General features: G+C 62.0%; 26 protein-coding genes. 17 read left to right on the forward strand and 9 right to left on the reverse strand.

Going from position 1 to position 25,464, the window contains the following annotated elements; genetic code table 11:
* The first annotated feature begins 178 nt into the window (after positions 1–178).
* Genes IB265_RS26795 through IB265_RS26805 form a run of 3 tightly spaced genes read left to right on the forward strand, consistent with a single transcriptional unit; the run spans position 179 to position 3,030 of the window.
* Positions 179–730: a MaoC family dehydratase gene (locus IB265_RS26795; RefSeq protein ID WP_192495346.1), complete on the forward strand. Its 552-nt coding sequence runs from the start codon at positions 179–181 to the stop codon at positions 728–730.
* A 6-nt stretch (positions 731–736) separates the two neighbouring features.
* The gene (locus IB265_RS26800; protein WP_192495347.1) at positions 737–1,897 is read left to right on the forward strand and encodes a CaiB/BaiF CoA-transferase family protein; all 1,161 of its coding nucleotides are present in this window, start codon (positions 737–739) and stop codon (positions 1,895–1,897) included.
* On the forward strand, positions 1,894–3,030 hold the full coding sequence (locus IB265_RS26805; protein WP_192495348.1) for an ABC transporter substrate-binding protein: 1,137 nt from the start codon (positions 1,894–1,896) through the stop codon (positions 3,028–3,030). The genes IB265_RS26800 and IB265_RS26805 overlap by 4 nt, the downstream gene beginning before the upstream one ends.
* 54 nt (positions 3,031–3,084) lie before the next feature.
* On the opposite strand, the gene IB265_RS26810 is transcribed toward IB265_RS26805, so the two are convergent.
* Positions 3,085–3,921, reverse strand: coding sequence for an amidohydrolase (locus IB265_RS26810; protein WP_113132401.1), 837 nt, complete (start codon positions 3,919–3,921; stop codon positions 3,085–3,087).
* 76 nt (positions 3,922–3,997) lie between these two features.
* Positions 3,998–4,786 carry an IclR family transcriptional regulator gene (locus IB265_RS26815; protein ID WP_113132402.1) on the reverse strand — a complete coding sequence of 263 codons (789 nt, stop codon included), beginning with the start codon at positions 4,784–4,786 and terminating at the stop codon, positions 3,998–4,000.
* Positions 4,787–4,950: 164 nt separating this feature from the next.
* Between IB265_RS26815 and IB265_RS26820 the strand changes: the two genes are divergently transcribed.
* From IB265_RS26820 to IB265_RS26885, 14 genes are all read left to right on the forward strand, one after another.
* Positions 4,951–6,270: an extracellular solute-binding protein gene (locus tag IB265_RS26820; protein ID WP_113132403.1), complete on the forward strand. Its 1,320-nt coding sequence runs from the start codon at positions 4,951–4,953 to the stop codon at positions 6,268–6,270.
* Positions 6,271–6,351: 81 nt separating this feature from the next.
* Positions 6,352–7,248, forward strand: coding sequence for a carbohydrate ABC transporter permease (locus IB265_RS26825; protein WP_058321357.1), 897 nt, complete (start codon positions 6,352–6,354; stop codon positions 7,246–7,248).
* Positions 7,248–8,114, forward strand: a complete 867-nt coding sequence (locus IB265_RS26830; RefSeq protein WP_113132405.1) for a carbohydrate ABC transporter permease — start codon at positions 7,248–7,250, stop codon at positions 8,112–8,114. Before IB265_RS26825 ends, IB265_RS26830 begins: the two co-directional genes overlap by 1 nt.
* Positions 8,115–8,120: 6 nt before the next feature.
* Complete coding sequence (locus IB265_RS26835) at positions 8,121–9,218, forward strand: ABC transporter ATP-binding protein (RefSeq protein ID WP_113132406.1); 1,098 nt, start codon at positions 8,121–8,123, stop codon at positions 9,216–9,218.
* A 1-nt stretch (position 9,219) separates the two neighbouring features.
* The gene (locus IB265_RS26840) at positions 9,220–10,332 is read left to right on the forward strand and encodes a mandelate racemase/muconate lactonizing enzyme family protein (protein WP_113132407.1); all 1,113 of its coding nucleotides are present in this window, start codon (positions 9,220–9,222) and stop codon (positions 10,330–10,332) included.
* Positions 10,333–10,342: 10 nt separating this feature from the next.
* Positions 10,343–10,693, forward strand: a complete 351-nt coding sequence (locus tag IB265_RS26845; RefSeq protein ID WP_192495349.1) for an L-rhamnose mutarotase — start codon at positions 10,343–10,345, stop codon at positions 10,691–10,693.
* Positions 10,686–11,765 carry a Gfo/Idh/MocA family protein gene (locus IB265_RS26850; RefSeq protein WP_192495350.1) on the forward strand — a complete coding sequence of 360 codons (1,080 nt, stop codon included), beginning with the start codon at positions 10,686–10,688 and terminating at the stop codon, positions 11,763–11,765. Before IB265_RS26845 ends, IB265_RS26850 begins: the two co-directional genes overlap by 8 nt.
* A gap of 1 nt (position 11,766) precedes the next feature.
* Positions 11,767–12,213 (forward strand): MaoC/PaaZ C-terminal domain-containing protein, encoded by a 447-nt coding sequence (locus tag IB265_RS26855; RefSeq protein ID WP_192495351.1) that lies wholly within the window; start codon positions 11,767–11,769, stop codon positions 12,211–12,213.
* Between the two features lie 10 nt (positions 12,214–12,223).
* On the forward strand, positions 12,224–12,958 hold the full coding sequence (locus IB265_RS26860) for an SDR family oxidoreductase (protein WP_192495352.1): 735 nt from the start codon (positions 12,224–12,226) through the stop codon (positions 12,956–12,958).
* A gap of 24 nt (positions 12,959–12,982) precedes the next feature.
* Positions 12,983–13,828 (forward strand): fumarylacetoacetate hydrolase family protein, encoded by an 846-nt coding sequence (locus tag IB265_RS26865; RefSeq protein WP_192495353.1) that lies wholly within the window; start codon positions 12,983–12,985, stop codon positions 13,826–13,828.
* 21 nt (positions 13,829–13,849) lie between these two features.
* Entirely contained in the window at positions 13,850–15,127 is a 1,278-nt protein-coding gene (locus tag IB265_RS26870) for an L-fuconate dehydratase (RefSeq protein ID WP_192495354.1), read from the forward strand.
* A gap of 196 nt (positions 15,128–15,323) precedes the next feature.
* Positions 15,324–16,301, forward strand: coding sequence for a C4-dicarboxylate TRAP transporter substrate-binding protein (locus IB265_RS26875; RefSeq protein WP_192495355.1), 978 nt, complete (start codon positions 15,324–15,326; stop codon positions 16,299–16,301).
* Between the two features lie 126 nt (positions 16,302–16,427).
* Entirely contained in the window at positions 16,428–16,940 is a 513-nt protein-coding gene (locus tag IB265_RS26880) for a TRAP transporter small permease (protein WP_192495356.1), read from the forward strand.
* Complete coding sequence (locus tag IB265_RS26885; RefSeq protein WP_192495357.1) at positions 16,937–18,250, forward strand: TRAP transporter large permease; 1,314 nt, start codon at positions 16,937–16,939, stop codon at positions 18,248–18,250. The genes IB265_RS26880 and IB265_RS26885 overlap by 4 nt, the downstream gene beginning before the upstream one ends.
* A gap of 66 nt (positions 18,251–18,316) precedes the next feature.
* On the opposite strand, the gene IB265_RS26890 is transcribed toward IB265_RS26885, so the two are convergent.
* The 7 genes from IB265_RS26890 to nosZ all read right to left on the reverse strand — a co-directional run bounded on the left by IB265_RS26890 (position 18,317) and on the right by nosZ (position 25,453).
* On the reverse strand, positions 18,317–18,691 hold the full coding sequence (locus IB265_RS26890) for a VOC family protein (protein WP_058327568.1): 375 nt from the start codon (positions 18,689–18,691) through the stop codon (positions 18,317–18,319).
* Between the two features lie 225 nt (positions 18,692–18,916).
* A complete protein-coding gene (locus IB265_RS26895) occupies positions 18,917–19,888 on the reverse strand; it encodes an FAD:protein FMN transferase (RefSeq protein WP_192495358.1) in 972 nt (323 codons plus the stop codon).
* Positions 19,881–20,429 carry a nitrous oxide reductase accessory protein NosL gene (locus IB265_RS26900; protein WP_246806049.1) on the reverse strand — a complete coding sequence of 183 codons (549 nt, stop codon included), beginning with the start codon at positions 20,427–20,429 and terminating at the stop codon, positions 19,881–19,883. Before IB265_RS26900 ends, IB265_RS26895 begins: the two co-directional genes overlap by 8 nt.
* Complete coding sequence (locus IB265_RS26905; protein ID WP_058327565.1) at positions 20,426–21,253, reverse strand: ABC transporter permease; 828 nt, start codon at positions 21,251–21,253, stop codon at positions 20,426–20,428. Before IB265_RS26905 ends, IB265_RS26900 begins: the two co-directional genes overlap by 4 nt.
* The gene (locus IB265_RS26910) at positions 21,253–22,170 is read right to left on the reverse strand and encodes an ABC transporter ATP-binding protein (RefSeq protein WP_192495359.1); all 918 of its coding nucleotides are present in this window, start codon (positions 22,168–22,170) and stop codon (positions 21,253–21,255) included. Before IB265_RS26910 ends, IB265_RS26905 begins: the two co-directional genes overlap by 1 nt.
* A 2-nt stretch (positions 22,171–22,172) precedes the next feature.
* Positions 22,173–23,543 (reverse strand): nitrous oxide reductase family maturation protein NosD, encoded by a 1,371-nt coding sequence (locus tag IB265_RS26915; protein ID WP_113132420.1) that lies wholly within the window; start codon positions 23,541–23,543, stop codon positions 22,173–22,175.
* Positions 23,540–25,453, reverse strand: coding sequence for a TAT-dependent nitrous-oxide reductase (gene nosZ / locus IB265_RS26920; RefSeq protein ID WP_192495360.1), 1,914 nt, complete (start codon positions 25,451–25,453; stop codon positions 23,540–23,542). Before nosZ ends, IB265_RS26915 begins: the two co-directional genes overlap by 4 nt.
* Positions 25,454–25,464 lie beyond the last annotated feature (11 nt).

Consider the following 25,464-nt stretch of genomic DNA (forward strand, 5'->3'; position numbering starts at 1 on the left):
CTTCGCTGCACTCGGGATCGCGCAGTGCCCGTCGAAGACTCGAGTCTCTTGCAATGTCGACCCATATGTGAGTAAGCTATTCATATAAGAAGAAATTGATCGCTGCCGCTGAGCACCACTGGCGTTCGATGGCGAAAATCAAGGTCGGACTTCGCTTTCGCTACGCAAGGGTCTGCTCATGCATGAATTCACGCCCACCGTCGGTGTTTCCTCGACGCGTCCCACGGATATGCCGCAAGACCATGCCGCCCTGCCGGTCTGGAATGCGGAAAACTGGTTCTATGAAGATTGGCCCGTCGGCCAGCGCATCCGGTCTTTGCGCCGGACGATCGCCGAGGGGGACAGTCATCTGTTCAACACGCTGGTCGTCGACATCCACCCCTATGTGCAGGATCAGATGTTTGCCGAGCGGGACGGCATGTTCGGCAAGCGTCTCGTCGCTGGCGCTTTCGTCTTTTCGGCGGGCCTCGGGCTCGTGGCCACCAATTGCGTCAACGCCTTTTCCTACGGCTACGACAAGCTGCGCTTCATCAAGCCGGTCTTCATCGGCGACACGATCTACACGATCCGGACCAACATGGACAAAATTCCCCGCTACAAGGAGCTCGGGCTCATCCGGGCCAGCTACCAGGTCTTCAAGGGCGAGGGAGAGCTGGTGCTCTATTGCGAGCACTTGCAGACGGTGAAGTACAAGAACCCCGCCGACTTTGTCGGCAAGACCGAGAAATAAGCCGCGATGACGGAAGCAAACGAACTGCCGCTTGCCGGCCTTGTCGTCGTCGACATGAGCCAGTTTCTCTCAGGTCCTTATTGCTCGCTGCGCCTCATGGATCTCGGCGCTCGCGTGATCAAGATCGAACGCCCCGACGGCGGTGACCTGTCGCGCCGGCTCTATCTGAGCGACACCGAGATCGGTGGTGACTCGACGATCTTCCATGCCATCAACCGAGCCAAGGAGAGCCTGGCGATCGACCTCAAGAACGAGGCAGATCTCGCGGCCTTGAAGACGCTGCTCACCAAGGCCGACGTCCTCATCCAGAATTTCCGCCCCGGCGTCATCCAGCGCCTCGGGCTCGACTACGAGGCGGTCAAGGCCATTAATCCGAAGATCGTCTATGCCTCGATCAGCGGCTATGGCGAGGAGGGTCCCTGGGTGAAGCGGCCGGGCCAGGATCTGCTCGCGCAATCGCGCTCCGGCGTGATGTGGCTGAACGGCGACGAAGGGCAGGGCCCCGTTCCCTTCGGCCTGGCGATTGGCGACATGCTCGCCGGCGCCGCGGCAGCGCAAGGCATTCTCGCAGCGCTCGTCCGTCGCGGTATCAGCGGCAAGGGCAGCCTGATCGAAACCAGCCTGCTCGAGGCACTCGTCGACTTCCAGTTCGAAGTGCTGACGACGCACTTGAATGACGGCCGCCGGCTGCCGGCCCGTTCCGGCTTCCGCAGTGCCCACGCCTATCTTTCGGCGCCCTACGGGGTCTATCCGGCCAGGGACGGCTATCTCGCCATTGCCATGACGCCGATCCCGAAGCTCGCGGATCTCCTGGAAATGCCCGAACTCGACGCCTATCGCGATGATCCGGTGTCCTGGTTCTCCGAACGGGACAAGATCAAGGCGCTGATCGCCAAGCGGATCGCCGAAAACACCATCGACCATTGGCTTGGCCTGCTTGAACCCGCAGACATCTGGTGTGCGCGGGTCCTCAACTGGAATGAACTGCTCGAAAGCGAAGGCTTCCGGGTGCTCGACATGTTGCAGACGGTCGTGCGCGAGGACGATGTCTCAATCCTGACCACGCGATCGCCGCTGCGCGTCAACGGCAAGCGCGCCCAGGTGGACCGCGCCGCACCACGCATCGGCGAACATAGCGCGTCGATCCGAGAGGAGTTCGGCCTGTGAGCGTGACATTGAAGGGCATGACCTGGAGCCACCCGCGCGGCTACGATCCGATGATCGCTTGTTCGCGGTTGTGGCATGAGCGTACCGGCGTTACGGTCGAATGGGAGAAGCGTTCGCTGCAGGATTTCGAGGCCTATCCGGTCGAAGAGCTGGCGCGGGCCTACGACCTCATCGTCATCGATCATCCCCATGTCGGCCAGATCACCAAGGAGAAGTGCCTGGCGCCGCTCGATGTGGAAGGCCGCGAAGCGGAACGGAAAGCGCTTGCGGCTGCGAGCGTCGGACGCTCCTATCCAAGCTATACCTGGCAGGGTAGACAATGGGCCTTTCCGATCGACGCGGCGACCCAGATCCAGGCCTGGCGGCCGGACCTGACGGAGCGTGCCGACAGCTGGTCCGAGATGCTGACTTTGGCGCGCCAGGGAAAGGTCGCCTTACCGATGCGCCCGCCGCATTCCCTGATGAGCTTCTACACGCTCGCAGCCAATCTCGGGCACGCCTGCCGCAGCGACGGTATCGGGCAACTCATCGATGCTGATGCGGGCATCGACGCCTTCGAGCGTCTGCGTGAATTGACGGATCTGATCGATCCCGCCTGTTTCTCGATGGATCCGATCGCCGTGCTGGAGGCGATGAGCGAGCCACAATCGACGGCCGTCTGCGCACCGCTGACCTACGGTTATGTCAGCTACGCGATGCCGGGATTCCGGCCGTCTCTCATCAAGTTCGGCGACATACCGGTGGCCGGAAACATTGGCCCCGCCGGCTCCGCCCTGGGCGGAACCGGGATCGCGGTCTCGGCCTTCTCCCGCTCGATCGATGCTGCGATCGATTTTGCCTACTTCGCCGCGAGCGGCGAGGTTCAGCGCGGCCCCTATGCTGCAGGCGGCGGACAGCCCGGCCACGCAGCCGCCTGGAACGACGACGTCGTCAATGCCGCCACCTCGGACTTTTACCGCGCGACGCGCAAGACGTTGGAAACCGCTTGGGTCCGCCCCCGGCACGATGGTTACATGGCCTTCCAGCAGGCAGGCTCGGACCGGATAAATGACGGCCTTCTGCGCAAGGACCCTGCGCGAAGGGTCGTCGACGACCTCAATCGGCTGTTTGCGGAGAGCTTCGCCGTCGCCTGATATTTGGCTCCGGGGCGCCCTGGCGTCCCGGAGCCTCTCGCAGTGCGGGTCTCGCTAGGCGAGCTTCCAGATCCGGCGCGCATTGCCGGCGAGCAGCTTGTACGTTTCGTCGGCGCTGCAGCCTTGGAGAAGAGCGTGGGTGGCGCCGACCCAGGTCGAAAGATTGCCGCCGAGCGTGCAGACCGGCCAGTCGCTTCCCCAGACCACCCGGTCCCAGCCGAAGACGCCGATCGTATGTTCGACATAGGGGCGCAGCGTCTCGACCTGCCAGGCCTCATCGGCATAGGCGACAACGCCGGAGATTTTTGCCGTGACGTTCGGACGGCGGGCGATCTCGCTCATGTGCTCGCGCCAGGGGTGTTCGGCCCCGGCGCGAATATCGGGCACGCCGCAATGGTCGAGAATGAATTGAACGTCGGGCGCGAGGTCGGCAAGCGCGATCGCTCGCGGGATCTGGTGCGGCAGGACGCAGAGGTCAAAGGTAAAGCGGCGCCCGCCAAGCTTTCGGATGTTGTCGCGAAAGGTCTGCTGCTCGGACAGTTCATCCGGCATCACGTGCAGCACGCGGCGGAAACCCCTCACGAAGCGGTTTGCTTCCTGGCGTTCTAGATACGCCGCAAAATCATCGTCCTCGGGACGGCAGGCGGCAATGGCGCCCTTGAGCAGGCTGTCTGGCTCATGCGAGAGCCTTTCGATTTCCGCCGTTTCCTTCTCTATTTCCGAAGGCGCGACATCGACCTCCATGTGTAGCGCAGCCTCGATGCCGAGCCGGCGGGCCTCGCGCGCGTAGGTCGCGTAGAGAAAGTCGTGGTCGAGCGCCGGCACGCCCGAGAGCCAGGGATAGGTGAGCTTCGACCTGTCGATGAGGTGAAGATGGGTGTCGATGATCAAGGCGCTTCTCCTCCGAACGACATCTCACATAAGAATGAGCTATTCAGATAGGAAGTACGGCCGTTGCCGGCTGGCGTCAATCGCTAGCCGGCGCCACGTCCGAACCTGCAAGCGTCGATAGCTGCTCGGCTGTCTTCAGCAAAAGGGCGATCGTTCCGGTAATGTCCGGCGCCGAAGGTGCGTTGACAAGCGCGATATAGGGCACCGTGAGCGCGGCGATGCCGCGACCATCTGGCCCAAGGATCGGGGCAGAGAGGTTGTAGACGCCCGCCGTCTGCGCGCTCGCCATCATCTCGTAGCCGCGTTCGCGGATCTGGTCGAGGCGGGCGTAGAACTCCGGTCCGCGAACGATCTCGTCTTTGCTCTTGGCATGTTCCGCGATCATCATCTCGCGCTCTTCGGCCGAGCGAAAGGCGAGCAGGACGTGGCCGGAGCCGGTATCGAACAGGCTGATGTGCGATCCGACCCGGATCGATATGCCCCAATAGTCAGGTGCCTCTTGCTGGGCAATGACCACGGCCGAGCCGCGATCGAAGACGGCGAGGTGGTTGGCCTGCTTGGAGCGCTGCGCCAGGTCGCGCATCAACGGTGTTGCGTAGGACGCGAGCCTGCGAACCGGCGCATGCAGTTGCGAAAGACCGAACAGCTTTAGTGTCAGGGAATAGCGATCACCATCGATGCGGGTGACGTAGCCGCGCCGCACCAGCCGGTCGAGCATCCGGTAGAACTCGTTGGGGCTGCGGTTCAGGCGCTTGGAAATCTCCGCCTGCGTCAGGCCGCCGTCGACGCTGGCGAGCAGCTCGAGAATGTCGAGCCCCTTGTCGAGGGCGGGCGCGCGATAGCGGTCAGACTCTTCGGTGTCCATGAAGCCTCCTTGGTGAATATTCGTATCCATATACGCAGACGAAGGCGCCGACAAAGGAAAGTTCGCCCTTGACGCTGGATAAATTTGTTGTTTGTATATGAATTAGTTTCTCACAAATGAGGGCATCGCGCCAGGATGAGGGCGTGAACCAGGGAGGAGTGGAGATGAGAAGGCTGCTATCCGGCGTGTCCGCCGGAGCGATCATGCTTGCCGCAGGATTGGGGACGGCCACGGCCGCGGACCTGCCCGGCAAGTTTGAGGGCGTCACGATCGACGCCAAGCTGATCGGCGGACAACAATACGAAAAGCTCTACGAGCGGATCGGCGAGTGGGAGAAGGCGACCGGCGCCAAGGTCAACATCCTGTCGAAGAAGAACCACTTCGAACTCGACAAGGAAATCAAGTCGGATATCGCGACCGGCGGCGTCAGCTGGTGCGTTGGCTCCAACCATTCTTCCTTCGCGCCGCAGTATCCGAATATATACACCGACCTGCTGGCACTTCTGCCGCCGGAGGAAATCGCCAAGTTCGTGCCTGCCTTGATCGATGCCTCGACGCTCGACGGCAAGCTGGTGATGCTGCCGCGTGCCCAGTTCGACGTATCGGCACTCTACTACCAGAAGAGCCTGTACCAGGACGAAGCGAAGAAGACCGCATTCAAGGCGAAATACGGCTACGAACTCGCACCACCCGACACCTGGGCTCAGGTTAGTGACCAGGCCGAGTTCTTCGCAGCTCCGCCGAACTTTTACGGCACGCAGTTCGCCGGCAAGGAAGAGGCGATCAACGGTCGCTTCTATGAAATGCTGATCGCCGAAGGTGGCGAATATCTCGACAAGGACGGGCGCCCGGCCTTCAATTCCGAAGCTGGCGTGCGCGCGCTCGACTGGTTCGTCAAGCTCTACAAGGACAAGGCGGTACCACCGGGCACGACCAACTATCTCTGGGACGACCTTGGTCAGGGCTTTGCCTCGGGCTCGATCGCCCTCAATCTCGACTGGCCTGGCTGGGCGAGCTTCTTCAACGACCCGAAGTCTTCCAAGGTCGCCGGCAATGTCGGCGTGAAAGTGCAGCCAGCCGGCTCTTCCGGCAAGCGCACGGGCTGGTCGGGCCATCACGGCTTCTCGGTCACCGAGGATTGCGCCAACAAGGAGGCCGCCGCCTCGCTCGTCTGGTGGCTGACCAACGAGGACAGCCAGAAGCTGGAATCGGCTGCCGGCCCGCTGCCGACACGCACCGCCGTCTGGGAATACAACATCAAGGCAGCCGCAGGCGACGCCTACAAGACCGAAGTGCTGCAGGCTTTCCAGGAAGCCGCCAAGCATGCCTTCCCGGTGCCGAAGACGGCTGAATGGATCGAAATCTCCAACGCCGTCTATCCGGAACTCCAGGCCGCCATCCTCGGCGACAAGACGTCGAAGGAAGCGCTCGATGCCGCCGCCGAGAAAGCGACCGGCATTCTGGAAGACGCGGGCAAACTCTGACCGTGACCAAAGAGGCGGCGCCGGTGCCTTACGGGCGCCGGCGCCGCCTCAGCCATTTCATGCAATCCTCAGGACTGCCCGATGAAGCTCAAGAAATTGTCAGCACCGGCCCTGCTTCTGCTCCCGGCCTTCGTCGTGCTCGCGGCGGTGATCGTTTTGCCGCTGCTCTTTTCCTTCTACTCGAGCTTCACGCCCTTCCGCTTGACGAAGCCGGAGACGCTGTGGATCTTCGTCGGTTTGCGCAACTACGCGACCGTTCTCGGCAACGCCGAGTTCTGGGTCGCGTTTGGCCGCACCGTGCTGTTGCTGACTGTGGCTCTGAACGCTGAAATGCTGCTCGGTCTCGGCCTGGCGCTGCTCGTCAACAAGGCGACCCATGGCCAGCGTTTGCTGCGCACCATGATGATGTTTCCGATGATGTTTTCGCCCGTGCTCGTCGGCTTCCAGTTCAAGTTCCTGTTCAACGACAATATCGGCTTCGTCAACAATGCGCTGCAGTCGCTGGGGCTGACTGATCAGGCGATCCCGTGGCTGATCGACGGCAATCTCGCGCTCCTCTCGATCATCATCGCCGAAGTCTGGTCCTCGACCGCGGTCTTTGCGATCCTGATCCTTGCCGGCCTGCTCGCCATGCCGAAGGATCCGGTCGAGGCCGCCCACGTCGACGGCTGTACGCCCTGGCAGACCTTCCGCTATGTCACCTGGCCCTATCTCATGCCCTTTGCCTTCATTGCCATGACGATCCGTTCGCTGGACGTGGCGCGAGCCTATGACATCGTCAAGATCATGACCGACGGCGGCCCTGCCAAGCGCACCGAACTGCTTTGGACGCTCGTTGGCCGCACCGCCTATGCCGATGCCCGCATGGGGCTCGCAAACGCCATGGCCTATGTGGCGATCCTCTTGTCGATCGTCTTCACCGTCTATTTCTTCCGCAAGCTTGCCGCAGCGCGCCAGCAGATCGGAGCCGAGTGGTAATGGATATCAACGCTTCGCACCGCCTGCGCCGCCGCCTTTTGAAGGTCGCACATCTGATCGGCCTGTTCCTGGCGATGGCGGTGATCTGCCTGCCCGGCCTCTGGATCGTGCTGTCGTCGCTACGCCCGACCGTCGAAATCATGGCGAAGCCCCCAGTCTGGATTCCGGAAAGCGTTTCTCTCGATGCCTATCGCGCCATGTTCTCGGGCGCGGGGCAGGGCGGCGTTCCCGTCTGGGACTATTTCCGCAACTCGCTGATCATCTCCGTGACATCGACGGTGATCGCGCTCGCGATCGGCATGGCCGGTGGCTACGCCTTTGCCCGCTATCGCTTCAAGGCGAAGTCGGCGATCTTTCTCGGCTTCATGCTGACGCGGGCCGTGCCCGGGATCGCTCTGTCGCTGCCGCTCTTCATGCTCTACGCCCGCACCGGCATCATCGACACGCATTTCTCGCTGATCCTCACCTATGTCGCGCTCAACGTGCCCTTCACCATCTGGTTGATTGACGGCTTCTTTCGCCAGGTGCCGAAGGATCTCGCGGAAGCCGCCCAGATCGACGGCTGCACACCTTGGCAGGCCTTCTGGCAGGTGGAGTTTCCGCTCGCCGGTCCCGGCATTGCGTCCGCCGGCATCTTCGCGTTTCTCACCTCCTGGAACGAATATGCGCTCGCCTCGCAGATCACCCGCTCGGTCAATTCCAAGACGCTGCCGGTTGGACTTCTCGACTACACCGCCGAATTCACCATCGACTGGCGCGGCATGTGCGCGCTCGCCGTCGTGATGATCATCCCGGCGCTGACCCTAACCTTCATCATTCAGAAGCACCTCGTTTCGGGCCTCACCTTCGGCGCGGTGAAAGGATAATCGTTCATGGCTCCTGTCACCCTCAGGAAACTGGTCAAGCGCTACGGCGCGCTCGAAGTCGTCCACGGCATCGACCTCGAAGTGAAGGATCGCGAGTTCATCGCACTAGTCGGCCCCTCCGGCTGCGGCAAGTCAACGACGCTGCGCATGATCGCCGGCCTCGAGGACGTCAGCGACGGCGCGATCGAGATCGGCGGCCTCAAGGTCAACGATCTGCCGCCGCGGGCGCGCAACATCTCCATGGTCTTCCAGTCCTATGCGCTCTATCCGCACATGACCGTTGCCGAGAACATGGGCTTTTCGCTGAAGATCGCCGGGCGCTCGGCCGATGACATCAAGGCGCGGGTCGCCGAAGCGGCCGCCATTCTCGATCTCGGCCATCTGCTTGAGCGTCGTCCGTCGCAGCTTTCCGGCGGCCAACGCCAGCGCGTCGCGATGGGCCGCGCGATCGTGCGCCAGCCGGATGTCTTCCTGTTCGACGAGCCGCTGTCGAACCTCGACGCGAAGCTGCGCACGCAGGTGCGCACCGAGATCAAGAAGCTGCACGCGCGCATGCAGGCGACGATGATCTACGTCACCCACGACCAGGTCGAGGCCATGACGCTGTCGGACCGCATCGTCATCATGCGCGACGGCCATATCGAACAGGTCGGCACACCGGAAGAGGTGTTCCAGCGCCCCGCCACCAAGTTCGTTGCCGGTTTCATCGGTTCTCCGCCAATGAACATGGACGAGGCGATCGTCGACAACGGCGCACTGGTCTTTGTCAGCGGCGCCCGGCTCCCGATCCCGCCGCGCTTTGCAAACGTGCTGCGCCCGGGCCAGAAGGTGACATTCGGCCTGAGGCCAGACGACATCTATCCAAGCGGTCATGGTCTGCATGCCGGCGATCCGGCGGCCGTGCACGAGGTCGAACTGCCAGTATCGATCACCGAACCGCTCGGCAACGAGACGCTCGTCTTCATCCAATTCAACGGCCGCGATTGGGTGTCGCGCATGCTCAATCCGCGCCCGCTTACCTCCGGCGAGAAGGTGCGGATGAGCTTCGACCTGTCGCGCGCTCATCTCTTCGACGTTGATACTGGCAAGGCTCTGGAAGGCTGACATGGCAAGAATCGAAAAAATTGAACTGCGCATGGTCGACCTGCCGCCGAAGGTGAAGCGGACCGATGCGATCCAGAGCTTCGTCAGCCAGGAAACGCCTATCGTCACGATCGTCGATTCCGACGGAGCGACTGGCACGGGTTACAGCTACACGATCGGTACCGGCGGATCGTCGGTAATGCGGCTTCTCTCCGATCACCTCGTGCCAATCCTGATCGGCGAGGACGCCGATTGCATCGAGGCAATCTGGCACAAGATGGAATTTGCCACCCACGCCACGACCATCGGTGTCATCACCGCGCTGGCGCTGGCCGCAGTCGACACCGCCCTTTGGGACCTGCGCGCCAAAAAGCAGAAGCTGCCGCTCTGGAAGCTCGCCGGCGGCGCCAAGGACAGTTGCCCGCTCTACACCACCGAGGGCGGCTGGCTGCATATCGAGAAGGAGGCGCTGGTCGAGGATGCGCTCGCTGCCAAGGCCAAGGGCTTCTCCGGCTCGAAGGTGAAGATCGGCAAGCCGCACGGCTCGGAGGATTACGATCGGCTCGCCGCCATGCGCAAGGCACTCGGCGATGGCTTCGAGATCATGATCGACTGCAATCAGGGCTTCACCGTCGACGAGGCGATCCGCCGCGCGTCGCGGTTGAAGGAGCTCGATCTCGCCTGGATCGAGGAGCCGCTGCCGGCCGACGATCTCGACGGCCATATCCGGCTGACACGCTCGACGCCGACCCCGATTGCGGTTGGTGAATCGATGTATTCGATCCGCCATTTCCGCGAATATATGCAGAAGGGCGCCTGCTCGATCGTGCAGGTCGACGTTGCCCGCATCGGCGGCATCACGCCCTGGCTCAAGGTCGCGCATGCGGCGGAAGCCTTCGACATTCCGGTCTGCCCGCATTTTCTGATGGAACTGCATGTGAGCCTCGTCTGCGCCATACCGAACGGTAAATATGTCGAATATATTCCTCAGCTCGATGACCTGACCACCAAGGGCATGGAGATCCGCAACGGCCGCGCCATCGCGCCTTCAGAGCCGGGCATCGGCATCGCCTGGGATTGGGACGCCGTGCGCGCCCGCTCGATCAGTGAATTCACCCGCGAGTTCCGCGGGTAGGGAGGTCATTATGCAGCGAATGGGAATGGTGATCGGCCTCGAAGCGTCGAAGATCGCCGAATACAAGGCTCTGCATGCCGCCGTCTGGCCGGAGATCCTCGAACTGATCTCCGAATGCAACGTCACCAACTACTCGATCTTCCTCAAGGAGCCGGAAAACCTGCTGTTCGGCTATTGGGAATATGTCGGCTCGGACTTTGAGGCAGATATGGCCAAGATGGCGGCGCATCCGAAGAACCAGGAATGGTGGTCCGTCTGCATGCCGTGCCAGAAACCGCTTGAGACGAGACAGGAAGGCGAGTGGTGGGCGATGATGGAAGAGGTGTTTCATCACGACGGGAAGGCATCCCGTCGTGACTGAAAGCTTCGATCCCGGCGCGCTCAGACAATGGTGGCCGAAGCCGAGCAAGCCGCGACCGATTGTGATCTTCGGTGCCGGCAGCATCGTCGGCGACGCGCATCTGCCGGCCTACCGCAAAGCCGGCTTCCCCGTTGCCGGGATTTACGATCCGGATCACGCCAAGGCGGCCGCTCTGGCGAACGAGTGGGAAATCCGTGCCTTCGAAGACGAAGCTGCCGCGTTCTTGGTGCCCGATGCCATCTTTGACCTCGCGACGCCCCCGGCAGCCCATGCCGCCATCCTTGGCCGATTGCCGATCGGCGCGGCAGCGCTGATCCAAAAGCCGATGGGGTCGGACCTCGATGCCGCAACCGCCATTCTCGAGATATGCCGCACGCGCCAGCTGAAGGCTGCCGTCAACTTCCAGCTTCGCTTCGCGCCGATGATGCTGGCGCTGAAGGATGCCATCGCCAAGGGGCATCTCGGCGAGGTGGTGGATTTCGATGCCTGGCTGGCACTCGCCACCCCCTGGGGCTTTTGGCCGTTCCTCAAAGGTCTGCCGCGCATCGAGATTGCCATGCACTCGATCCACTATCTGGATCTGATCCGCGGCCTGCTCGGCAATCCCCAGGGCGTGCATGCCAAGACCATCGGCCATCCGAACCATGATGTCGCCCAGACGCGAACGGCGGCCATCCTCGACTACGGCGATCGCGTACGCTGCGTGCTCTCGGTCAATCATGATCATGATTTCGGCCGCAAGTTCCAGGCCTGCGAATTCCGCATCTCCGGCACCTCCGGCGCGGCCTACGTGAAGCTCGGCGTCAATCTCGACTACCCCAAGGGCGAACCGGACGAACTCTGGATCAAGCCGGCTGGTGGCAGCGACTGGGTTGCCGTGCCGCTTGAGGGTGCCTGGTTCCCCGACGCCTTCGTCAACCGCATGGCGAACCTGCAGCGCTTCGCGGCGGGAGAGGACAATGAACTGATCGGCTCGGTGGAAGACGCGTGGCAGACGATGGCGCTTGTCGAGGCCGCCTATCAATCGAGTGCCGCGCCGGCAACGGCGATCGCGCCGCTTCCAGGACAATGACATGTCTGAACAGATCATCCATTTTGAAGACTACGAGCTCGGACACGAACGCCTGACGTCGGGTCGCACGATCACCGAGACCGACTTTGTCGTTCATGCCGGCCACACCGGCGATTTCTTTCCGCACCACATGGATGCGGAATTCGCCAAGACCTTGCCGGGTGGTCAGCGTATCGCCCACGGTACCATGATCTTTTCGATCGGCGTGGGTCTGACAGCCTCGCTGATCAACCCGGTTGCCTTTTCCTACGGTTATGATCGTCTGCGCTTCGTGCGTCCGGTCCATATCGGCGATACGATCCGCACCCGCGTGACCGTCTCTGCCAAGGAGGACGATCCGAAGCGACCAAAGGCGGGGCGCGTCGTGGAACGGTGCGAAGTTATCAACCAGCGTGGTGAGGTCGTTCTCGCCGCCGACCATATCCTGGTCGTCGAACGCAAAGCATGAGGGATCGAGAATGACAGCGGATCTTAAAGGCAAGGTCGTCCTGATTACGGCCGCAGCTCAGGGCATCGGCCGCGCTTCGGCTTTGGCCTTTGCAAAGGCCGGCGCGAAAGTGCACGCAACGGATATCAATACGGATGCGCTTGCGGCGCTTGCCAAGGAAACGGATGTCGAGACGCACCGGCTGGACGTCCTCGATACGCAAGCCGTCGAAGCGCTCGTCTCGAAGATCAGGCCCGTCGACGTCCTCTTCAATTGCGCCGGCTTCGTCCATGCCGGGTCGATCCTGGAGATGAAGGATTCCGATCTCGAATTCGCCCTCGACCTCAACGTCAAGGCGATGATCCGCACCATCCGTGCGGTCCTTCCGGGCATGCTTGCGCGCAAGGACGGCGCGATCATCAACATGGCCTCGGTCGCTTCCAGCATCAAGGGCGTGCCCAACCGCTTCGCCTACGGCGTTACCAAGGCAGCCGTCATTGGTCTCACCAAGGCCGTTGCCGCCGACTACGTCTCCCAGGGAATTCGCTGCAACGCCATTTGCCCCGGTACCGTTGAGAGCCCGTCGCTGCAGGACCGTATGCGGGCGCAGGGCGATTATGAGACGGCACGAGCCGCCTTTATCGCCCGCCAGCCGATGGGCCGCCTCGGCACGCCGGAGGAGATCGCCGCGCTCGCCGTTCATCTCGCGAGCGCTACCTATACGACCGGCCAAGCCTATGCCATCGATGGCGGCTGGACCATCTGACCACCGAGTTCAAGGATTTAAGATATGAAGCTTCTGCGTTACGGCGTTCCGGGTCACGAAAAACCGGGTATTCTCGATGCCAACGGCACGCTGCGCGACCTTTCCGGTCATGTGGCAGACCTCTCTGGTGCGGCTCTCGATCCCGACAAGCTGGCGGAACTGGAGTCGCTCGATCTTGCCGGTCTGCCTGCTGTTGCCGGCAACCAGCGTCTCGGCCCTTGCGTTGCCGGAACCGGCAAGTTCATCTGCATCGGCCTCAACTATTCCGATCACGCGGCTGAAACCGGCGCCAAGGTCCCATCCGAGCCAATCATCTTCATGAAAGCGACATCGGCGATCGTCGGTCCGAACGACGACTTGCTTATCCCGCGCGGTTCGACCAAGACCGACTGGGAAGTGGAGCTCGGTGTCGTCATCGGCCGAAAGGCGAAATACGTGAGCGAAGCGGAAGCCCTCGACTATGTCGCAGGCTACTGCGTCGTGCACGACGTCTCCGAGCGTGCCTTCCAGATCGAACGCCAGGGCCAGTGGACCAAGGGCAAGTCCTGCGACACCTTTGGTCCGACAGGCCCCTGGCTCGTAACCAAGGACGAAGTGCCGGATCCGCAGAACCTGCCGATGTGGCTGAAGGTCAATGGCGAGACCATGCAGAACGGCTCGTCGAAAACCATGGTCTACGGCGTCGCCCATCTCGTGTCCTACCTTTCGCAGTTCATGTCTCTGCAACCAGGCGACATCATCTCGACCGGCACGCCGCCCGGCGTCGGCATGGGCATGAAGCCGCCGCGCTATCTCAAGGTGGGCGATGTCGTCGAACTCGGCATCGAGGGCCTCGGCAGCCAGAAGCAGTCCGTACGCGCGGACGATTAAGTTCTACCGACTGGAGTGACCATGACCCGCATCACCAATCTGCGCGTCTTCGACTTGCGCTTTCCGACCTCACAGAGCCTTGACGGCTCCGATGCGATGAATCCGGACCCGGATTATTCCGCGGCCTATGTCATCCTCGACACGGACAGGCCCGGTGTCGCGGGCCATGGTCTCACCTTCACCATCGGCCGGGGAAACGATATCTGCTGCATGGCGATCAAGGCTATGCAGCACCTGATCGTCGGTCAGGATACGGCGGACATCCTCGCCAATCCGGGCCGCTTCTGGCGGCACCTGACGAGCGACAGCCAATTGCGCTGGATCGGCCCCGAAAAGGGGGCGATCCATCTCGCCACCGGCGCCGTGGTCAACGCCGTCTGGGACCTGCTTGCCAAGGAAGCGGGCAAACCCGTCTGGCGCCTCGTTTCCGACATGTCGCCGGAACAGATCGCCGACATCGTCGACTATCGCTACATGACGGATGTGCTCACCCGCGACGAGGCGATCGGAATTCTCAGCAAGGCCGAGCCCGGAAAGGCCGAGCGCATTGCGACGCTCGAGAGGGAAGGCTACGCCTGCTACACGACGTCGGCCGGCTGGCTCGGCTATGACGATGACAAGCTCAGGCGGCTCGCCCAGGAGGCGATCGACGAAGGTTTCAACCACATCAAGATGAAGGTCGGCCGTGATCTTGCCGACGACATCCGGCGGCTGACCATCGCACGCGAGGTGATCGGGCCGGACCGCTATCTGATGATTGACGCCAACCAGGTCTGGGAGGTCGGCGAGGCGATCGATTGGGTGAAGCAGCTTGCCTTCGCCAAGCCCTTCTTCATCGAGGAGCCGACGAGCCCCGACGACGTCGCCGGTCACCGCAAGATCCGCGAGGCGATCGGGCCGGTGAAGGTCGCGACCGGCGAGATGTGCCAGAACCGCATCATGTTCAAGCAGTTCATTGCTGAGGGCGCGATCGACATCGTCCAGATCGACTCGTGCCGCATGGGCGGGCTGAACGAGGTGCTGGCGGTGCTGCTGGTCGCAGCCAAGTATGGCCTGCCGGTCTGGCCTCACGCCGGTGGTGTCGGCCTCTGCGAATATGTGCAGCACCTGTCGATGATCGACTATGTCGCCGTTTCCGGCACCAAGGAGGGACGCGTGATCGAATATGTCGACCATCTGCATGAGCACTTCCTCGACCCTTGCGTGATTGAGAACGCGGCTTACATGCCGCCGCAGCGGCCCGGATTCTCGATCGAGATGAAGTCGCAGTCGATCGCCGAGTACACGTTCGGCGGTTAGCACAAGAAATGTTCATATAAGAATATGTTCTTCAAAAATCGAAGCCGGAGCGGCGATAAGTCGCTCCGGCTTCGTTGTTTTCCGCTGGCCGCTGGCGTCAAAGGGCATCCTGCCACTTGACGACGCGGGTTCATTTATGAATGATCTATTTATTCATTGTGAATTCCGGAGGGGAGTCCGGAAAGAGGAGGAACTGATGAAGACCTTTGTTCTGGCCGCAGCCGTGGCTGCTTTGTCCTTTTGCGGCGTCGCCCATGCGCAGGAATACAGCCTACGGTTCTCGACCTCGCAGGTGAATCCCAACGAGCCGATCGTCAAAGCCATGAGGACCTATGCCGAGCGTGTCGGCGAACGTTCGGGCGGCCGCATCGCGATCACCGTCATGACCGGTGATCAGCTCGGCGCGCAGAAGAAGGTCAACGAGATGGTCATGAGCGGCGCAAGCCTGCTCAGCGCCACCGACTATGGCCAGCTCGGCCAGTTCGTGCCGGATCTCTCCATTCTGGCGGGTCCCTATGTCTATCCGGACCTGGCGGCGACCGATCGTCTGTTCGCCTCGGATCTCTACAAGGAACTTTCAGGCAAGCTCGAAGCGCAGGGCATCAAGATCATCATGCCGAACGGTCTTTTCGGCTACCGCCACATCATCGCCAACAAGCCGGTTCGCTCGCCGGCGGACCTTGCCGGCGTCACTATTCGTGTACCCTCATCGCCGATCATGATGGCGACCTTCGGCAACTACGGCGCACGACCGACGGAACTGCCGTGGGGCGACGTCTACAACGCACTTCAGACCGGCGTCGTCGATGCGGCCGAAGGCCCCTTCGGCTCGATCGCCGGCGCGAAGCTGAACGAGACCCGCAAGGTCATTTCGAAGACCGGCCACCAGATCATGTTCACGGCCTGGGTGGCATCCAGCCAGTTCTTCAACGGCCTGCCGGAAGATCTGCAGAAGATCCTTCTCGAAGAAGGCCAGACGATCGCCAAGGAGCTGACTGAGATGACGCTCGAAACGGATGATGCCTACGCCAAGCAGCTAGCGGCCTCCGGCGTCGAGATCGTCACCGACATCGACGTTCCAGCCTTCATCGAAGCCTCGCGCGCGGCCTACGAGAAGGTGCCGAACATCACACCCGGGATGTACGATCAGGTGCAGAAGGCAATGGCCGAGTAAGCGCTCGAACGGGCGCGGCTCGAGCGGCCGCGCCCATTCATGCTGTCGCGCATCTCGGTGCGATGACCTGGGGCCGCGTGGCCATTCCGCCGTCCCCATTCCGCCCTTTAGGATATCGAGACAACCATGGAAACCTCACGACCACCCGAGGAAGCAATTCCTCTGCTCAGCCTGCGCCGCGCCGATGAGGCGATTGGTGTTGCGGCGCTGCTCGTCATCGTCATTTCGATCCTTTGGGGAGTGATCAGCCGCTACGTCTTCCCGCAACCGGCGGCCTGGACCTACGAACTGGCGATCATGGCCTTTGCCTATCTCGTTTTCTTCGGCGCAGTTGCCGGTGTCCGTCTCGGCACCCATGCGGCGATCGACGTTCTCGTTGCAGCGTTCCCAGAGGGTTGGCAGAAGGCGGTCGCCTGGTTCAATTACTTTCTGCTGGCCCTGTTCTTCATCGCCATGACGGTTCTCTTCGGCTGGCAGGCCTGGACGTCGCGGCATGTGCACACGATCGCTCTCGATCTGTCGCGGGGTCTTTCCTACGGACCGCTCGCGCTCGCTTCGGCCGGCATGTTGTTCCAGCACCTCATCGTCGAAAGGCCGTGGACTGTCCGTCTGCATCGCAATGTGGAATCGCTGATATGACCTTCTTCCATCTGGCCGGCCCTTCGCTGCTGGTCGTCATCCTCTTCCTGTTGTCGACGCCCATCACCTGGGCCATGGCGATCGGCGCACTCGCCTTCTTCGTCATCAACATGGACATGATCCCGCTCGCCAATTTCGCCCAGGAAATGGCGGAGGGCAGCCAGTCCGTGTCTTTGCTGGCGTTGCCGCTCTTCGTGCTTGCCGGCTGCATCATGAATGCGTCGGGCATCACCCGGCGCCTGCTGGCGCTCGCCGACGTGATGGTCGGCCATATGACCGGCGCGCTGGCGCAGATGTGCACCGTGCTCGGCACCTTGCTCGGCGGCCTTACCGCATCGGCCAACGCAGATGCCGCGATGCTCGCCAAGACCCTTGGCGTCGAAATGGCCGAGAGAGGCTACAGCCGCGCCTTTGCCGCAGTCATCACCTCGTCCGCCTCCATCATCACCAGCCTCATCCCACCCTCGATCGGTCTTATCGTGTACGGCTTCCTGGCGGAGACCTCGATCGGCCGGCTGTTTGCCGCCGGCGTGGTGCCCGGCCTCGTGCTCGCGGCCGGGCTTATGGTCACCACCTACTTCATCGCGCGCAAGCGCGGCTACAAACCGCTTCGCAAGGAGCGCGCCAGCCGGGCGGAGGCGAGCCGGGCGCTGATCGACGGGCTTTGGGCGCTGTCGATCCCGGTCGTGATTTTCGCTGGCACGCGCTACGGCATCTTCACCACCACCGAGGCCGGCGCGGTTGTCGTCGTCTATGTGCTGTTCGTTGCCGTCTTCGGTTACCGCGAATTCACGCTCCGCCAGATCCCGGAAGTGCTTGCGGAGACGGTGCGCGATTCTGCGGTCGTGATGATCATGATCTGCGCGGCGGCCGCCTTCGGCTTCTATCTCGCCTGGGAACAGGTGCCGCAGGCCATGTCCGGTTGGCTGGGCGGTGCAACCGACAATCCGCTGCTCATGCTGCTCCTCATCAACGTTCTCCTCATCGTCATCGGCACGGCGATCGAGGGGTCGGCGGCGCTCATCATCCTGACCCCGATGCTGATCCCGATCATCGACGGCGTCGGCATCGATCGCGTGCATTTCGGCGTCGTCTTCATTACCAACCTGACGATCGCCGGCATCACGCCCCCGGTCGGTGGCCTGATGTACATCTCGTCCATGGTGCTGAGGGTACCGATGATGGCCTATGCGCGCGAGGTGCTGCCCTATCTCGCGATGATGATGGTCCTTCTGGTCATGCTCAGCATGTTTCCGCAGCTCTCGCTGTGGCTTCCCAACCTCGTCTATGGAACCGCCGCGGTTCAATAGCGCAATGAGACGGCCCTCCGCTTTGGCGGAGGGCCTGGCGCCTCCAGAGACGTTCAACCCGCTCGGTCAGGCCTCAGCTTCGTGGCAAACCGCTTCGATGTTGTGTCCATCCGGGCAAAGCACGAAGGCCGCGTAGTAGTTCGCGTGGTAGCGTGGGCGGAGACCCGGCGCACCATTGTCTTTACCACCCGCTTCCAGAGCCGCGCGGTAGAAAGCATCGACTTGCTCGCGGCTTTCGGCCGCGAAGGCCAGATGAAGATGCGCCGGCTTCTCGTCGGTCTGGTGCAGGCACAATGAAGCCTTGCCCTTCGAACTAAGTTCGACACCGTAGGAAGGTTCGCCCTCGGCTATGATAGCTACACCGAGCGGTTCGAGTGCCCTAAGGTAGAAGGCTTTGCTCGCAGCAAAGTCCCTGACGCCGAATTTGACGTGGTCAAACATGGGTTCTCCTGAAATGAGGGAGAGGTCCGCAATGCTGCTTGTGCTGCACCGGTTCCTCTCGGCCGATTTGCATCAAGCCTAATGGCATGTCTGAGCGATGAATGGCAAGGAACAGCGGCGAGAGACGAGGGGCGGTCGTTTCAGTTGAACGCCAGACGCGCTGTATCAGGCAGGCTCTGGTGCCAGACGTTTGCTCAGTCGGTTCCCGTCAGCCAACAGACCGCATCATCGGCTTTTGAGATGTACATCAACCAAGGTCTGTCGCTTTGCCAGTGCATCGATCTCATCAGGCGCCATCAGCGAAAACGCTGTCGAAAGGGCATCAGCGGTCGAAGCCTCCGGCGCAACGACCGAAACCCGGGCATACTGCTGTGCCGTCGCGCCGCTCCGTGGGTCCAGGATGTGGCTGAAGCGGCCTTTAGCGTCGAATTGGAACCCTTTTGCAGAGGACGTCGCGACCGCGCGGTCGATGATATTCAGGGTCGCGTCGACGTCATTCGCATCCTCGAAGTCGGCCAGGCCGATGCGCCAAGGTTGCCCGTCCGCCCTTGCACCGATCGCGCGGTTTTCACCCATGTCGACGAGGCTGCTGGTGACACCGGCCTCACGCAAGAGCTGGACGACGCGATCGGTGACGTAGCCTTGGGCGATACCATTGAGTGTCAGCGCCATGCCTCGGCGGGAGAAAGCGATGCGATTGCGGTCGATGTGTACCTGCGCGAAATCGGTCAAGGCCAGCGCCTCGCGCACCTCGCCATGCGATGGCCCGGCAGGGTCGGCATCCGGCCTGGCGAAGTGCCGGGCGTAAAGCGCCCAGAGGGGCTGTATCGCGGGCTCGAACCGCCCGCCGGTAAGAGCGTGAAAACGCCGGGATATCTCAAGGAGGTCCACAAGCTCCGTCGGCGGGGCTGCAAGGGCGCCAAGGCGATTTAGTTGGCGAAGGGCCGAGTCCTCGCGGTAGAGGCTGAAGATATCCTCCAGGCGCCGAACCTCTGCCACCACTCGCGCGATCAGCGCCTGCGCCTGTGCTGCGTCCTCATGACTGAGGACCAGCGTGGCCGGTGCGCCCAGAGCCTGCCCGTGCCATACGACAGGCCCCGCCGGCAGCGCCGCCCAGCCTGTTCCGCGCGAAAGCGGCAAACCGCCGAAAGCAGCCATGATTGTGATGAAACGCCGGCGGCTGACGGGCTTATCCATGGTCGTGTCCTCCCGGTGCTTCCGCGCCGTCATAGCTCTCGCCACCTGCACCCAGAATATAGGTCTCCGGAAGATCGGCGAAGCTCACGATGCGGCCGCCATTCTTGGCAATGAAGGCCTGAGCGGCTTCCTCCGAAGAGAAGGGAACCGCTTCTTCCGCGCCCATGCCGCCTCTAACCCGGCTGTCGATGACGAAAACGGCCTTGCGTGCGTCGATCCAGTTATCGGCGCCAGGCCTTTCCCAGCTCGGCGCCTTGCCCATGTCGGATACGTAGATCGCGGCGATTTCCTTCGGTTCGTCCGGCAGCATCGTGAAGGCAACGGTGTCGCGGGCCGACGAAAACCAAATGGCCTCCGGTATCTTCTCAAGGATGATCTGGCCCTTGGGGCCGGCGTGTTCCAAGACGTTCATGCCGCAATAGCGGCCCATGGCGTCCTGGTTAAGGACATAGGGCGCTGGCATCTCGGCCGGCTCTTTGTTTTCGCAACCAGCAAGCGCCAGCGATGCTGCGACGATGAGGGCAAAGCGGACGGGTTTCAAATGTCCCTCCTGGAGAAAAGCAGCGTGGCCAGAGCGAGCGGTGCGGCTGTCCAGACGCAAAGTGCGGCGAGCAGGACCTCGCCTGTGAGGATTGAGTTCTTGGCGACACCGCCCATGCCGGAGAGCGCGGCCGCGCCGCCGCTACCGAGATTGAGAAGTCGATAGGCATCCGTCGGATTGGCGAGCAGCAAGAGATCGAGCAGACCGTCCGGCAGCGAACGCCCCTGCGCTGCCACAAGCCCGCCGAGCAGGGCCATGTCGTAGATCAGCACGAAGAACAGCCAGAGCCCGATAGCAATGCCGCCCGCGGTGCTGCGCTCGCCCGCACTGGCACTGACGAAGTATCCGATCGCGACGAAGACCGCGCCGAGCAAGACGGACGATCCCGTCATGGAAACGAAAGCCAGCCAGCTTTGCGCGTCGGTTGCGCCTCCCATCAACGCGAGCGCGATGGCGGCTGCGCCATAGCCGCAAATGGTTGCGAAGCACAGTATGGCGATATGGCCGAGGAACTTGCCGAGTACGATCTGGCCGCGCCCGATGGGATAGCCAAGCAGCAGCAGCATGGTGCCGCGTTCGACCTCGCCAACGATGGCATCGTGAGAGATCAGAAGCGCAATCAGCGGCACCAGAAAGATCGTCAGGCTCGACAGGCTGACGATCACCACGTCGAGGCGGCTCGCCCCGACATTGCCGGTGGGTGCGCTTCCAAGAAAGGTCAACGTCAGCGCGAGTGCGGCGAGGACCAATGTCGTCGCAAGGACCCAGCGGTTGCGCATGCCCTCGCGAACTTCCTTGGCCGCTATAATCAGAATGTTGCGCATTACGCCGCCTCCTGGCTGTTCAGGAAATGAGCGTAGAGGTCGTCGAGTGTCGGCTCTATCATCGTCAGGGTATCGATCCCGGAGGCGGCATCGCTGAGGCGGTGTATCAATGGAAGTCTCTCGGCGTGTGCCACTTCGGTCTCCAGGCTGCCGTCGCCAGCTTCCGTCCACCGGACGCCGGTATCTCTGAGCAGACCGGGCCTTCCGCCGGAGACCGGTCGCACCCGGATGCGGGATGGCAGGCTGGCGATCCGCCTGAGGTCGTCGATGGTTCCGTCTGCGATCTGCGAACCGCGGTTGACGATGATCACGCGTCCGGCCCGATCCTCGAGTTCCCCAAGCGCATGTGAGGACAGGAGGATCGTTGTTCCGCCGGCACGCAGTTCATCGATAAGGGTGTAGAAATTGCGCCGCAGCGCCGGATCGAGACCACTCGTCGGCTCATCCAGAAACAGCACCTTTGGTGCGCCCAACAGCGCCTGCGCCAGACCAAGCCTTTGCCGCATTCCCTTGGAATAGGTGCGGATAGGGCGGTCGGCGGCGCTGATAGCGAGCCCGACACGCTCGAAGAGCTCGTCGGCACATTTGACATCCACCCGCTTCAGACGCGCGTAGAAGGACAGGGTTTCGCGTCCCGTTAGCGCCATGTGAAACGATACGCTCTCGGGCAGATAGCCAAGCGCCCGGCGAACGCCGAAATCGCCCTTTGCCGGATCTTCGCCGAGGACGCGTACCTCACCGGAGGTTGGGCGGATAAGCCCGAGCAGCAGCTTGATCAGCGTCGTCTTGCCGGCGCCATTGTGGCCGACGAGCGCGACGGTCTCGCCTTCGTCGAGGGTGAAAGAGAGTTCCCGCAGCGCATCAACCTTGCCGCCATATCTTTTCGAAACCCCTTTGACGCTAACGGTCGAGGTCATGGTCATTGTTCCTTTCGTACCGGCATCGCCATCAGCGGATGGCTGTCGGTAACACCGCCGGGCAGAAGTGCTGGAAACCGCGCCTGGGCCCAGCGCACCACCTGAACGGCAGGGCTGCTCGTCAGCACGCGTGCCTGCGGCGCCGTCCAGAGCACCCGATCGATCAGGTCATTGGGCCGGTAGGCATTGTCAGAGATGCCGTCGCCATCGAGATCGAAGGCCGGGTTGTCGCTCCAATAGTTGCCACGTCCATCCTCGGACCAGTCGAGATAGCGGGCGCCGACATATTTCACCTGGTTGCGGTTGCCGACGAAGGCGTTACCGCTCAGTTTGTTGCTCTCAGAACCGGCGGTGAAATGGATGCCGATCGCGCAACCCTCGAACAAGTTGTCACGCAAGCGGTTCTTGTTGGCGTTGTAGATGAAGACACACTTGTCCGGACCGGGGCGCATCCCCGTCTTGTCTTCGACGGCTCCGCCGTCTCCCGCCGGGATCCCGTGCTCCTGTGAGCGGACGCCGCGCTCGTCCCAGCGCGAGATGGGCTGCAGGCGTCCCTTGACGATGTTGCCCGTAATGGTCGAACCGTTGGCGTAGTTCAGAAGCAGGCCGTGGTCGCGGTCGCCATCGGAGACGTTGCCGGTAATTTTCAGTCGGCTGGAGAACATGATGGCATAACCGACCGAGTTGCCGGTGGAGATGTTGTCGCTGATCTCACTGTCATTGGTATACATGTAATGGATGGCGAAGCGCAGGTTGCTGAAGCGGTTTCCACTAAAGACGTTGCGCTTGCTGGCGTTGGTGGCGATGCCGTCGCGCCCGAAGCTGATATCGTTTCCGGTCACTCTTGCACCCGGCGCATTCCACAGCGTCACGCCATTGCCGGTTTCGCTCAACCGGCCTTCGCCCGTACCGATGATGACGTTGTCTCGGGCAATAGAGCCTTCTGCACCGTGCAGATAGATGCCGTAGAGATTGCCCTTAATCCGGCTCTTCTCGACGACGGCCCGTTTCGCGGTTTGCGCAACGAAGACGCCCGAATTCATCTCTTCGAGAGAACTGCCCGAGCCCGAGACGGCAATGCCGCTGAAGACCACGTCTTCAGCGGTGATGGTGACGACGCTGCCCTTGCCGTTGCCCTTGATAGAAGCGCCGGGTTCGCCGCGCACCGTCACCGGTACATCGATCGTGACAGGGCCGGAGAACTCAGCGTTCTCCAGGACCAGTTCATCGCCCGGCTTGGCAGCATCGATCGCTTGTTGCAGGGACGGTACGGCAGCAGGCGAGAGGCGGATCGTTTCCGCCCCGGCCGTCGCCGGAATGGCGGCGACTACCGCCACCATCCCGAGCATTGCCGCCTCGTGAAGACGCATCATGCCTTCTTCGGCTCCACGAACATCCGGCCCTTCATCTCCATGTGCATGGCATGGCAGAACCAGGAGCAATAGTACCACCACACACCCGGCTTATCGGCGGTGAAGGTCACCGAGGCCGTCGCTTGCGGCGCGACTTCCATGTTGATGCCGTAGTTGATGATCGAGAAGCCGTGCGTGAGATCTTCCACCTCGTCGATATTGGTGACGTAGACGGTCACCTCATCGCCCTGCTTCACCGTGAAGCTCTCGAGCCCGAAGGCAGGTGCGGCCGACGTCATGTAGACGCGGACCTTGTTGCCGTCGCGGATCACTTCGGAATCGATCAGCAGGTCGATGTTGTCGGCCTTTGCCTGGGCGACCGCGTCGGCAAAGAAGCTGTCGTCGCGGCTCCAGACGTTGACCGGGTTGATCTTGGAGTTGTGAACGATCGTCGCATCATGCGGCTCGGCGAAGGTCGGGTTGTCGTGAACCAGCATCATCTCGTCGCCCGAGATATCGATGAGCTGATCGTTTTCCGGCTTCAGCGGGCCGACATTCAGGTAGCGATCCTTCGAGAACTTGTTCAGAGAAATCAGCCACTTGCCGTCGGCATCCTTCGTCTGCCCCATCGATGTGTGGTTGTGGCCGGGTTGATACTGCACATCGAGCTTCTGGCGGATCGGATTGACCTTTTCGCCCTTGTAGGCGCGCCTTGCATCCTCAAGGTTCCATTTGCAGATCTGGCTGTCGATGAAGAGCGTCGTGTAGCAGTTGCCCCGGCCGTCATAGGCAGTGTGGAGCGGTCCAAGCCCGAGCTCCGGTTCGGCAACGACCGTGTCGCGCGGCTTGATCTTGTCGTCGAACAGGTCGTCGAACAGGCGCACGTCCATGACGGTGACCGTTGGCGACAGCTTGCCGTTGGCGACGATATGAATGCCGTCCGGTGCCGTGTTCATGCCGTGCGGGCCGTTGGAAACCGGAATGTAGCGGGTGTAGGGCGAGCCCTTGCGGCCATCCACCACCGGAACGCCTCCCATTTCCTTGAAGTCGCCTTTCGCGACAGCTTCCTCGATGCGCTTGAGGTTGAAGACGACGATCCAGTCCTGGTCCTTTGCCATCATCTCCGCGAGGTTCACGCCCTCTTCGGAGTTGTAGCAGGTGGCAAAGGCATATTTGCCCTGGTAGTCGGCGTCGACGTTGTCGAGATTGCCGTCGATCATGACCTGCCAAGCGACCTTCATCGTGTCGCCGTCGATCGCCGAGAAGATCGCGTGATACTGCTTGTGGTCGTCGAGAACCGAGCCGTCGTTCGGGATCGGCACACGATCTTCGCCATTGGCGAAGACGTAGCCGGTGCGCGGATATTTCTGCACGCGTAGGCCGTGAACGGTGTGCTGGTTCGGCAACTGGATGATCTTGTCGCACTTCATCACATCGAGGCGGATGCGGCAGACACGCGTGTTGGCCTTGTCGTTTGCGAAGAGGTAGCGCCCGTCATAGGTGCCTTCCGTGAAAGACGGGTGCGGGTGGTGCAGGTCGCCGTTGAGATAGATGCCGCCCTTGTCCTTCAGATATTCCTTGGTCTCCGGCAGCAGACCTTCGGTCAGGATCTTGCGGCTTTCGTTCGTCTGGCCCCAGCCGGTTGCGCTGTCGCGGTTAAAGACGGGAATTCGCATCAATTCGCGCATCGACGGCAGGCCGAGGATGCGGACTTCACCGCTGTGGCCGCCGGAGAAAAAGACATAATATTCGTCGAGTTCGCCGGGCTTCACTTCAATGGACTGGCCACCGGCAGCAAGTGCCGGCGCCGCAGTGACGGTGGAAATGGTAACCGCGCCGCCGACGGCCGCAGCACCCGCGACAGCCGCCGCGGCGGTGGAGCCGAGCAGCTGGCGCCTGCTCAGCGCAGTTGGGATATTGGGATCTGACATGTCTTTGCTCC

Source organism: Ensifer sp. ENS10 (assembly GCF_014852025.1).
Classification (GTDB): domain Bacteria; phylum Pseudomonadota; class Alphaproteobacteria; order Rhizobiales; family Rhizobiaceae; genus Ensifer.

What these genes read in the sequence shown, in the direction of transcription:
- IB265_RS26795 (WP_192495346.1), top strand. Translation starts at nt 179, where the DNA reads ATGCATGAATTCACGCCCACCGTCGGTGTTTCCTCGACGCGTCCCACG.
- IB265_RS26800 (WP_192495347.1), top strand. Translation starts at nt 737, where the DNA reads ATGACGGAAGCAAACGAACTGCCGCTTGCCGGCCTTGTCGTCGTCGAC.
- IB265_RS26815 (WP_113132402.1), bottom strand. Translation starts at nt 4,786, where the DNA reads ATGGACACCGAAGAGTCTGACCGCTATCGCGCGCCCGCCCTCGACAAG.
- IB265_RS26820 (WP_113132403.1), top strand. Translation starts at nt 4,951, where the DNA reads ATGAGAAGGCTGCTATCCGGCGTGTCCGCCGGAGCGATCATGCTTGCC.
- IB265_RS26825 (WP_058321357.1), top strand. Translation starts at nt 6,352, where the DNA reads ATGAAGCTCAAGAAATTGTCAGCACCGGCCCTGCTTCTGCTCCCGGCC.
- IB265_RS26830 (WP_113132405.1), top strand. Translation starts at nt 7,248, where the DNA reads ATGGATATCAACGCTTCGCACCGCCTGCGCCGCCGCCTTTTGAAGGTC.
- IB265_RS26835 (WP_113132406.1), top strand. Translation starts at nt 8,121, where the DNA reads ATGGCTCCTGTCACCCTCAGGAAACTGGTCAAGCGCTACGGCGCGCTC.
- IB265_RS26840 (WP_113132407.1), top strand. Translation starts at nt 9,220, where the DNA reads ATGGCAAGAATCGAAAAAATTGAACTGCGCATGGTCGACCTGCCGCCG.
- IB265_RS26845 (WP_192495349.1), top strand. Translation starts at nt 10,343, where the DNA reads ATGCAGCGAATGGGAATGGTGATCGGCCTCGAAGCGTCGAAGATCGCC.
- IB265_RS26855 (WP_192495351.1), top strand. Translation starts at nt 11,767, where the DNA reads ATGTCTGAACAGATCATCCATTTTGAAGACTACGAGCTCGGACACGAA.
- IB265_RS26860 (WP_192495352.1), top strand. Translation starts at nt 12,224, where the DNA reads ATGACAGCGGATCTTAAAGGCAAGGTCGTCCTGATTACGGCCGCAGCT.
- IB265_RS26865 (WP_192495353.1), top strand. Translation starts at nt 12,983, where the DNA reads ATGAAGCTTCTGCGTTACGGCGTTCCGGGTCACGAAAAACCGGGTATT.
- IB265_RS26870 (WP_192495354.1), top strand. Translation starts at nt 13,850, where the DNA reads ATGACCCGCATCACCAATCTGCGCGTCTTCGACTTGCGCTTTCCGACC.
- IB265_RS26875 (WP_192495355.1), top strand. Translation starts at nt 15,324, where the DNA reads ATGAAGACCTTTGTTCTGGCCGCAGCCGTGGCTGCTTTGTCCTTTTGC.
- IB265_RS26880 (WP_192495356.1), top strand. Translation starts at nt 16,428, where the DNA reads ATGGAAACCTCACGACCACCCGAGGAAGCAATTCCTCTGCTCAGCCTG.
- IB265_RS26885 (WP_192495357.1), top strand. Translation starts at nt 16,937, where the DNA reads ATGACCTTCTTCCATCTGGCCGGCCCTTCGCTGCTGGTCGTCATCCTC.
- IB265_RS26890 (WP_058327568.1), bottom strand. Translation starts at nt 18,691, where the DNA reads ATGTTTGACCACGTCAAATTCGGCGTCAGGGACTTTGCTGCGAGCAAA.
- IB265_RS26895 (WP_192495358.1), bottom strand. Translation starts at nt 19,888, where the DNA reads ATGGATAAGCCCGTCAGCCGCCGGCGTTTCATCACAATCATGGCTGCT.
- IB265_RS26905 (WP_058327565.1), bottom strand. Translation starts at nt 21,253, where the DNA reads ATGCGCAACATTCTGATTATAGCGGCCAAGGAAGTTCGCGAGGGCATG.
- IB265_RS26910 (WP_192495359.1), bottom strand. Translation starts at nt 22,170, where the DNA reads ATGACCTCGACCGTTAGCGTCAAAGGGGTTTCGAAAAGATATGGCGGC.
- IB265_RS26915 (WP_113132420.1), bottom strand. Translation starts at nt 23,543, where the DNA reads ATGATGCGTCTTCACGAGGCGGCAATGCTCGGGATGGTGGCGGTAGTC.
- nosZ (WP_192495360.1), bottom strand. Translation starts at nt 25,453, where the DNA reads ATGTCAGATCCCAATATCCCAACTGCGCTGAGCAGGCGCCAGCTGCTC.